General features: G+C 41.5%; 6 protein-coding genes and 2 tRNA genes. All 8 read left to right on the forward strand.

The window, feature by feature from the left end:
* The first annotated feature begins 3 nt into the window (after window positions 1–3).
* The 8 genes from EXT43_RS07545 (at window position 4) to ppiD (ending at window position 9,359) form a co-directional block, all read left to right on the forward strand.
* Window positions 4–80 (forward strand) — tRNA-Pro (locus EXT43_RS07545).
* A gap of 125 nt (window positions 81–205) precedes the next feature.
* A tRNA-Pro gene (locus EXT43_RS07550) sits at window positions 206–282 on the forward strand.
* A 410-nt stretch (window positions 283–692) separates the two neighbouring features.
* Complete coding sequence (tig, locus tag EXT43_RS07555; protein ID WP_054553149.1) at window positions 693–1,997, forward strand: trigger factor; 1,305 nt, start codon at window positions 693–695, stop codon at window positions 1,995–1,997.
* A gap of 273 nt (window positions 1,998–2,270) precedes the next feature.
* A complete protein-coding gene (clpP, locus tag EXT43_RS07560; RefSeq protein ID WP_054562075.1) occupies window positions 2,271–2,888 on the forward strand; it encodes an ATP-dependent Clp endopeptidase proteolytic subunit ClpP in 618 nt (205 codons plus the stop codon).
* Window positions 2,889–3,023: 135 nt separating this feature from the next.
* Window positions 3,024–4,307, forward strand: a complete 1,284-nt coding sequence (gene clpX, locus EXT43_RS07565; RefSeq protein WP_054562074.1) for an ATP-dependent protease ATP-binding subunit ClpX — start codon at window positions 3,024–3,026, stop codon at window positions 4,305–4,307.
* 143 nt (window positions 4,308–4,450) lie between these two features.
* On the forward strand, window positions 4,451–6,811 hold the full coding sequence (gene lon / locus EXT43_RS07570; RefSeq protein ID WP_062566865.1) for an endopeptidase La: 2,361 nt from the start codon (window positions 4,451–4,453) through the stop codon (window positions 6,809–6,811).
* A 197-nt stretch (window positions 6,812–7,008) separates the two neighbouring features.
* The gene (locus EXT43_RS07575) at window positions 7,009–7,299 is read left to right on the forward strand and encodes an HU family DNA-binding protein (RefSeq protein ID WP_175580427.1); all 291 of its coding nucleotides are present in this window, start codon (window positions 7,009–7,011) and stop codon (window positions 7,297–7,299) included.
* Between the two features lie 158 nt (window positions 7,300–7,457).
* Window positions 7,458–9,359, forward strand: a complete 1,902-nt coding sequence (gene ppiD, locus EXT43_RS07580; protein ID WP_062566866.1) for a peptidylprolyl isomerase — start codon at window positions 7,458–7,460, stop codon at window positions 9,357–9,359.
* Window positions 9,360–9,469 lie beyond the last annotated feature (110 nt).

The raw sequence follows: 9,469 nt of genomic DNA on the forward strand, positions 1-9,469 counted from the left end.
TATCGGCGATTAGCGCAGTTTGGTAGCGCACTTGGTTTGGGTCCAAGGGGTCGCAGGTTCAAATCCTGCATCGCCGACCACTTTTAGAAAGTTTAAGGTCAAAGAACGATTGGTTTGGGTATATCCAATTCAGTCGAAGGTGCAAATTTTGCATCGCCGACCACTTTTAATAAGTGGTCTTTATTTTCAAAACTTCTCTCAGTATCGGCGATTAGCGCAGTTTGGTAGCGCACTTGGTTTGGGTCCAAGGGGTCGCAGGTTCAAATCCTGCATCGCCGACCACTTTTAAAGATTTATGGTCAAAGAACGATTGGTTTGGGTATATCCAATTCAGTCGAAGGTTCAAATCCTGCATCGCCGACCACTTCTCAATTTCTAAATACATCCTTTAATTCAGCTTAATTCTACTTTGTTATTTTGTTGCGTTCGTTTTTTACGCATTTAAACGCTGATTGCTGCTATATACGCCAAATAATTGCCCCCCAGACTCGACTATAATAAATATTAGGTTATAATGCCGCGTCTATTGTTTAACATAGTGCCCATAGAGGCAAAGCAGCAATGGTATCTCATGGTTACAATGCGCCGTTTTAAGTTGAAATATTCAGCGTTAAAACTTGCTATCACTCATGGAGATCACCTTGTTTGTAAGGAAGGCGAACAGTCGCCAAAATTGAAGATTGAGGTAAATCATGCAAGTTTCTGTTGAGACGACTCAAGGCCTTGAGCGCCGTCTGACCATCACCGTTCCTGCAGAGAACGTTGAGACTGAAGTAAAAAAACGCTTACAACAACTGTCTAAAACCCAGCGTATCGATGGTTTCCGTCCTGGTAAAGTACCAGCGTCTATCATCAACAAGCGTTACGGTGCTGCAGTACGTCAAGAAGTTGCAGGCGAATTAATGCAACGCAACTACATCGAAGCAATCGTTTCTGAAAAAATTAACCCAGCTGGTTCACCTACTTTCGCTCCTAAAGCGTTAGAAGCTGGTAAAGATTTAGAGTTCGATGCAACTTTCGAAGTTTACCCAGAAGTTGAAATCCAAGGTTTAGATAAAATCGCTGTTGAAAAGCCAGCTGTATCTGTAACTGACGAAGACCTAGCTAACATGCTAGAAACTCTACGTAAGCAACACGCTTCTTGGGCTGAAGTTGACGCAGCTGCAGGCGAGAACGACCGTGTAACTATCGACTTCGTTGGTTCTATCGAAGGCGAAGAGTTCGAAGGCGGTAAAGCTGAAGACTTCCCACTAGAACTTGGTCAAGGTCGTATGATCCCAGGTTTCGAAGACAACATCGTTGGCAAAAAAGCGGGCGAAGAAGTTGTTGCTGAAGTAACTTTCCCTGAAGAGTACCACGCTGAAAACCTTAAAGGTAAAGCAGCTACTTTCGCAATCACTGTTAAGAAAGTTGAAACTCAAGAGCTTCCTGAGCTTAACGACGAGTTCGCAACTAAATTCGGTGTAGCTGAAGGCGGTGTTGACGCTCTTAAAGAAGAAGTTAAAAAGAACATGACACGTGAGCTTGACCAAGCAGTTAAAGCTAACGTTAAAGATCAAGCTATCAAAGGTCTTTTAGCTAACAACGAAATCGAAGTGCCAAAAGCGCTAGTAGATCAAGAAATTGATGCACTACGTCAGCAAGCTGCACAACGTTTCGGTGGCGACGCTAAAAACATGCCTGAGCTTCCAGCTGAATTATTCCACGAGCAAGCTGTAACTCGCGTTAAGACTGGCCTATTACTAGGTGAAGTAATTAAAGCGAACGAGCTTAAAGTTGACGACGCTAAAGTTGAAGAGTTAATCGCAACTGTAGCTTCTGCATACGAAGATCCAACTGAAGTAGTAGAGTACTACAAAGCAAACGATCAGCTTATGCAGCAAATGCGCAACGTAGCGATGGAAGAGCAAGCAGTTGAAGCTATCCTAGCTAAAGCAAACGTGACTGACGTTGAAAAAGCATTCGACGACATCATGAATCCACAGCAAGGTGCTTAATAAGTCATTGACTTAAGCTCTCGCTAGCGATTAAATGGCTCGTGTTACCCTGTATTTATACAGCGTACTCGGGCCATTTTAGTTTGTGGTATCAGTTTCAAAAAAACCAACAATACTGATGTTACTTCAGAACTTTTTTCGGCGAGGATTGAATTTGTTCTGATAAGTTCCTATATAGTTATAAAGATTGAATAGACAGCTTAATTTACATTAGTATAAATGTGCTTTCCTTATAGTAAGGATGAGTCGCAGCGGATAAGGAATTAAATAAGAATGAATAGCGGTATGATAGACCCTCTAAACGCACTAGTCCCTATGGTTGTTGAACAAACAGCTAAAGGTGAGCGCTCATATGATATTTACTCACGTCTTTTAAAAGAGCGCATTATTTTCTTAACTGGCCAAGTAGAAGATAACATGGCTAATTTGATTCTTGCGCAAATGCTGTTTTTAGAATCAGAAAACCCAGAAAAAGATATTTATCTTTACATTAATTCGCCAGGCGGTTCTGTGACTGCGGGTATGGCAATTTACGATACAATGAATTTTATCAAGCCTGATGTAAGCACTATTTGTGTTGGCCAAGCGGCAAGCATGGGTGCATTCTTGCTATCAGGTGGCGCTAAAGGTAAGCGTTTTTGTTTACCTAACTCACGTGTAATGATCCACCAACCATTAGGTGGCTTCCAAGGTCAGGCATCTGACTTTGAGATCCATGCCCGTGAAATTTTATCAATTAAAGATAAGTTAAACCGTTTAATGGCTGAACATACTGGCCAGCCACTCGATGTGGTTTCTCGTGATACAGACCGTGATAACTTTATGACTGCTAGCGAAGCAGTTGAATACGGCCTAGTTGACTCAGTATTTTCAAGCCGCGATTCGAAGTAATCTGAATAGCTAATAATAACGTATTGTTAGCTATCACCCTTTACTATGCGAAAACTGATATTCTTTGATATAGTTAAACATAGTGAATTAGCAGTAGCCCAGTGCTACTGCCAACGTAATAAATGAGGTAGCTGAATGTCTGACACTCCTACAGACGGCGACAAAAGTAATAAATTGTTATACTGCTCTTTCTGCGGCAAAAGCCAGCACGAAGTTCGCAAACTAATTGCTGGCCCTTCAGTATATATTTGTGATGAATGTGTAGAGCTGTGTAACGATATTATCAGGGAAGAAATCAAAGACATTGCGCCGAAGCATAATGCGTCTGATAAACTGCCTGTGCCGAAAGAAATTCGTGATCACTTAGATGATTACGTGATTGGCCAAGACCACGCGAAAAAAGTGCTGTCGGTTGCGGTATACAATCACTACAAACGTTTACGCAATCAAACAATCAATGCAGATATTGAGCTTGGTAAGAGTAATATTCTATTAATCGGTCCTACAGGTAGTGGTAAAACATTACTTGCTGAAACAATGGCTCGTTTACTTGATGTACCATTCACGATGGCCGATGCAACGACACTAACTGAAGCAGGTTATGTAGGTGAAGATGTTGAAAACATCATTCAAAAGCTACTGCAAAAATGTGATTACGACGTAGAAAAAGCACAACGTGGTATTGTTTACATTGATGAAATCGATAAGATTTCTCGTAAGTCTGACAATCCATCGATCACCCGTGACGTATCGGGCGAAGGTGTACAACAAGCCTTACTTAAGCTAATTGAAGGTACGGTTGCATCTGTGCCACCACAAGGCGGCCGTAAACATCCACAGCAAGAGTTCTTGCAAGTTGATACTTCTAAGATCCTATTTATCTGTGGCGGTGCGTTTGCCGGCCTAGATAAAGTGATTGAACAACGCAGCCATAAAAATACCGGTATTGGTTTTGGTGCTGAAGTTAAGCAATCATCAGGTAGCCGTAGCTTAAGTGAAACATTTAAAGATGTTGAACCAGAAGATTTAGTGAAATACGGTTTAATTCCTGAGTTCATTGGTCGACTTCCGGTTGTTGCGACACTAACAGAGCTAGATGAAGCGGCGCTTATTCAAATTCTGAGCGAACCAAAAAATGCATTAACTAAACAGTTCTCTGCATTGTTTGCGATGGAAGATGTTGAGCTTGAGTTCCGTGAAGATGCACTTAGCGCAATTGCTCATAAAGCAATGGAGCGTAAAACAGGTGCTCGTGGCTTACGTTCAATTGTTGAAGGCGTATTACTTGATACTATGTATGAATTACCTTCAATGGATGATGTTAGCAAAGTGGTTATTGATGAAACCGTTATTAAAGGTGAATCAGACCCAATTTTGATTTACCAAAGCGGTAACCAAGACAAAGCTGCATCAGAATAAAGCTGTAATAGTTTAAAAGTTAAGCAGTTGAACACGAAAAAGGAGCCAAAGGCTCCTTTTTTTATAAATATGTTGAACTTTCCCTTACATATCCCCATATACTTGAGTAATCTTTAAAATAAATGAAGTGCGAAGAGAATATAATGACGCTTGAGAGAACAGATCGAGTCGAAATCCCCGTGTTGGCACTGCGCGATGTAGTGGTTTACCCACACATGGTGATCCCGCTATTTGTTGGTCGTGAAAAATCAATAAAATGCCTAGAAGCGGCGATGGACAAGGACAAACAAATTTTCCTAGTGGCGCAAAAAGACGCCTCTGTTGATGATCCGCAGCAAGATGATATCTACCGTGTTGGCACCATTGCCACAGTACTTCAGTTATTAAAGTTACCTGATGGCACCGTTAAAGTGCTTGTTGAAGGCACACAACGTGCGAGCGTTGAAACGTTTTTAGATAACGATGATTTCTTTGTGGCTGAAGCACAGTTCATCGAATCAGGCCATATCGACGAGCAAGAACAAGATATCTTTATTCGCAGCGCAATTAGCCAATTTGAAGGCTATGTAAAGCTTAATAAGAAGATCCCACCTGAAGTACTTACTTCTGTGTCTGGCATCGATGAAGCTGCACGCCTTGCTGATACCATGGCAGCACACATGCCGCTTAAGGTACCTGAAAAGCAAAAAGTACTTGAGATTGCCGATGTGACCGAGCGTCTTGAATACTTAATGGCACTGATGGAAGGCGAGATTGACTTACTGCAAGTTGAGAAAAAAATCCGTACCCGCGTGAAAAAGCAGATGGAAAAGTCGCAGCGTGAGTATTACCTCAACGAGCAAATGAAAGCGATTCAAAAAGAGCTTGGTGAACTTGATGATGTACCCGATGAATTCGAAGCAATTAAAAAACGCATCGAAGAGTCTGGTATGCCTAAAGAAGCACAAGAGAAAGCAAACGCTGAGTTATCTAAATTAAAAATGATGTCGCCGATGTCGGCGGAAGCAACCGTCGTGCGCTCGTATATTGACACGCTAATCAATGTACCTTGGAAAAAACGCTCTAAGGTGAAAAAAGACTTAGCTGGCGCACAAAAGATTTTAGATAGTGATCATTACGGCTTAGATAAAGTTAAAGAGCGTATTATTGAGTATCTAGCGGTGCAGCAGCGCACTAATAAGCTTAAAGGCCCAATTTTATGCTTAGTTGGTCCTCCTGGTGTAGGTAAGACTTCACTTGGTCAGTCAATCGCACGCTCTACAGGTCGTAAATATGTGCGTATGGCATTAGGTGGCGTTCGTGATGAAGCGGAAATCCGTGGTCACCGCCGTACTTACATTGGTTCTATGCCTGGTAAGTTAATCCAGAATATGACTAAAGTTGGTGTAAAGAACCCACTATTCTTACTTGATGAAATCGATAAGATGTCATCAGATATGCGTGGCGACCCTGCATCAGCATTACTTGAAGTACTTGATCCTGAGCAAAACAGCCATTTTGCCGATCACTACTTAGAAGTTGATTACGACCTATCTGACGTAATGTTCGTGGCAACATCAAATAGCTTTAATATTCCAGGTCCGTTATTAGACCGTATGGAAGTGATTCGTTTATCGGGTTACACCGAAGACGAGAAGCTAAACATTGCTAAGCAACACTTGATTCCAAAACAAGTTAAGCGCAATGGCTTAAAAGAGCATGAAGTTGAAATTGCTGACAGTGCAATTATTGGCATTATCCGCTACTACACACGTGAAGCGGGCGTTCGTAACTTAGAACGTGAAGTGTCAAAACTATGCCGTAAAGCAGTTAAAAACATCCTGCTTGATAAAGACACTAAAAAGGTACTTATCGACGATAACAACCTTGAAGAGTTCTTAGGCGTACAACGTTTTGATTATGGTAAAGCTGAAGACGGTGACCGTATTGGCCAAGTAACGGGTCTTGCGTGGACTGAAGTAGGTGGTGATTTACTGACTATTGAATCTGCAGCTGTACCAGGTAAAGGCAAGCTAACTTACACAGGTTCGCTTGGTGATGTAATGCAAGAGTCAATTCAGGCTGCGATGACGGTTGTTCGTAATCGTGCTGAAAAACTTCGCATTAATAGCGACTTCTATGAGAAACGTGACATTCATGTTCACGTGCCAGAAGGTGCAACACCAAAAGATGGCCCAAGTGCTGGTATTGCCATGGTAACTGGTTTGGTATCGAGCTTAACGGGTAACCCTGTGCGCTCAGATGTAGCAATGACAGGTGAAATCACATTACGTGGTGAAGTATTACCAATTGGTGGCTTAAAAGAGAAGCTACTGGCAGCGCATCGTGGTGGAATTAAAACCGTTATTATTCCAAAAATTAACGAACGTGACTTAAAAGAGATCCCAGACAACGTATTAGAGGGCCTTGAAATTCACCCAGTTACATGGATTGATGACGTTTTAAAACTGGCTTTGAAGCACCCAGTAGAGAGTTTTTCTGTCGAAACTGAAAAAAACCAGTAAAAAACCGCAAAAAAGTGCATTTAGGGGCTTTTCAAATACAAAGGGTATGATAAGTTAAGCACTAGTTTTCAAGCCTAGGCCTTATGTGGCCTAGGGTTGAGAAAAATATAATAAACTGAGCATAAACTTAATTTGCTCATAAATTTTCAAAACAGTGATGTTATTTTTTATAAAAACAATCGCTCTTGATAATAACAATGAAAGAGGATGATATTGTGAATAAATCTCAATTAATCGATCAAATCGCAGCTGACGCTGACATTTCTAAAGCGGCTGCAGGTCGTGCACTAGATTCATTCATCGAGGCTGTTTCAGGCGCTCTTAAAGATGGCGATTCAGTAGCGCTAGTTGGCTTTGGTACTTTCTCTGTACGTGAGCGTGCAGCGCGTTCAGGTCGTAACCCGCAAACTGGTGAGACTATCCAGATTGCTGCAGCAAACATTCCTTCTTTCAAAGCAGGTAAAGCGCTGAAAGACGCAGTAAACTAATCATTAAAGATTAGTTGGTGAGAGATACCTAATCACACTTAAATTGAATTTAGGTAACTTATCACCAGTTACTTCAAGTGAAAAAGCGTATCTGGTAAGATACGCTTTTTTTACATGAGCAGGGTTAATTTGTACCTGATCAGAATAGAGATAGATAAATGCTTGAGAAAATCAGAGAAGGTTCGCAGGGACCTGCAGCCAAAATTATTTTAGGCGCGGTGATTTTATCTTTTGCTTTAGCTGGGATCGGTGGTTATTTAGGACAAACCACAGAGCAACCCGTTGCAGAAGTAAATGGAGTTAAAATTAGCCAAACCGAATTCAGCCGTGCATACCAAAACGAACGTAACCGTTTAGAACAACAATTTGGTGAATACTTCGCACAAATCGCTGCTGATCCAAATTACATGGCACAAATTCGCCAAGGCGTAATCGACCGTTTAGTACAACAAGAATTGCAAACTCAACTAGCGGCAGAATTAGGTCTTCGTGTAAGCGACGAAAGTGTTCGTAAAGCAATTTTAGAAATGCCTTACTTCCAAGTAGGCGGCCAGTTTAGCAACGACCGCTACTTACAAGTTATTCGTCAAATGAATTTCCAACCAGATGCTTTCCGTGAATATTTACGTGAAGACATGACACGCAGCCAATTAGTAGGTGCTGTTGCTGGTACAGATTTCATCTTAGAAAATGAATTAAACAACAGCGTTGCTCTACAACAGCAAACGCGCAGTATTGATTACTTAGTTGTTGCTAAAGAATCATTACAAGAAGGTATCGAAGTAACAGAGCAAGAAATTGCTGATTACTATGAGTTGAATCAACCGCAATTCTTAGCACCAGAGCAAGTGTCTGTAAGCTACATTGACTTAAATGCAGCTACCTTAACGCTTGATTCAAGTGTTTCAGAAGAAGATATCAAAGCTTACTATGATCAAAACAGTGCACAATATGTTGAGCCTGAAAAACGTCGAGTATCGCACATCTTAATTGATAACAGCGAAGACGATGATGCAGCAAAAGCGAAAGCTGAAGAGCTACTAGCGCAGTTACAAAGCGGTGCTGATTTTGCTGAGCTAGCTGAGTCATCTTCTGATGACGTAGTGAGTGCAGAAATGGGCGGCGACCTAGACTGGATTGAACGTGACATGATGGACCCTGCGTTTGAAGATGCAACGTATGCACTTGAAAGCAAAGGCGACATTTCTGACGTTGTAGAATCAGAGTTTGGTTATCACATCATCAAACTTACTGATATTCAAACACAGCAAGTTAAACCATATGCTGACGTAAAAGATGAGCTTCGCGCTGAACTTGAGCGTACTAAGAAAATTAATGCGTTCTATGAAAAGCAAACTCAAATGGGTGAGCTTGCGTTCGAAATCTCAGATACTTTAATTGATGCAGCAGAAGCAGCAGGCGTTGAAGTACAGAAAACAGAACTTGTTACTCGCAATGCATTACCTGAGCCGTTAAACAACCCACAAGTTGTTACTGCTATTTTCTCACCTGAAGTGTTAGAAGACCGCATGAACTCAGAAGTAATTGAAGTAGGCGATGAGCATGCTGTTGTTGTTCGTGTAAACGATCACAAAGCTGCTACAACGAAAGCACTAGCAGATGTTTCTGAGCAAATTAAGGCGACGTTAGTTTCACAAAAAGCATCGGAGCTTGCTAAAGAAAAAGCACGCACTCTATACGCTGAGATCGAAGCTGGTAAGAGCCTAAACGAAGTTGCACAAGCTGAAGGCCTAACAGTACGCCAAGAAGCTGCACTTGCTCGTCAAGCTTACACAGTATCACCAGCGATTGTTCAACAAGCTTTCAAAATGGCTCACCCACAAGGTGCACCAGAGGTTGAAGTTGTTGACCTAAACAATGGCGATGCTGCAATTGTTGCGCTAAAAGCAGTTAATCCAGCGACTGAAGTTGAGATTAATGAGCAACAAAAGCAAAACATCACTATGGCTCAAGTGAATAAAAACTACATGGTATTTATTGCAGCACTAAAAGCACAAGCTGAAGTGCAAGTACCACAAGCGACTCAAGCTGCTGAATAATTAGCAAACAGAGTTAAATAAAAGGCGCCTATTGGCTAATGCTGATCAGTTAAGAAGTTGATCAGTTGACCGATCAGAATGATCATGCACAATCCGTAGTTAGGCAACTA

Origin of the sequence: Pseudoalteromonas sp. CO109Y (assembly GCF_004208935.1) — a bacterium.
In the GTDB taxonomy this organism is placed as follows: Bacteria; Pseudomonadota; Gammaproteobacteria; order Enterobacterales; family Alteromonadaceae; genus Pseudoalteromonas; species Pseudoalteromonas shioyasakiensis.